This is a genomic window from Paraburkholderia sp. BR10937, from assembly GCF_040965695.1.
Classification (GTDB): Bacteria; Pseudomonadota; Gammaproteobacteria; order Burkholderiales; family Burkholderiaceae; genus Paraburkholderia.
The window spans coordinates 1-294 of sequence record NZ_JBFRCL010000192.1; the positions used below are offsets into that span (position 1 = coordinate 1).

A 294-nucleotide genomic window follows, 5' to 3' on the forward strand; every position below is an offset into this window, starting at 1 on the left:
TGCGCCCGATCTACACGGCCGCAAGCGGGCAGGCCGCGCAGCAGGCGCTTGAGGCATTCGCTGCAGGCCCATGGGGCACCCGATATCCGACCATTGTGCAATCCTGGCGGCGTGCGTGGGAGAACGTCACGCCGTTCTTCGTGTTTCCACCAGAAATACGCCGGGTCATCTACACGACGAACGCCATCGAGAGCCTGAACATGCAGTTGCGCAAGATCATCAAGACGCGCGGGCACTTCCCCAATGACGAAGCGGCCATCAAGCTGCTGTGGCTGGCATTACGAAACGTGCTTG

At 61.2% G+C, this 294-nt stretch carries 1 protein-coding gene; it reads left to right on the forward strand.

Annotation, left to right across the window (positions count from 1 at the left end; translation table 11 throughout):
* Nucleotides 1-294 (forward strand): transposase (locus AB4Y44_RS42600; protein ID WP_368702838.1); only part of this gene is annotated, 294 nt, incomplete at both ends.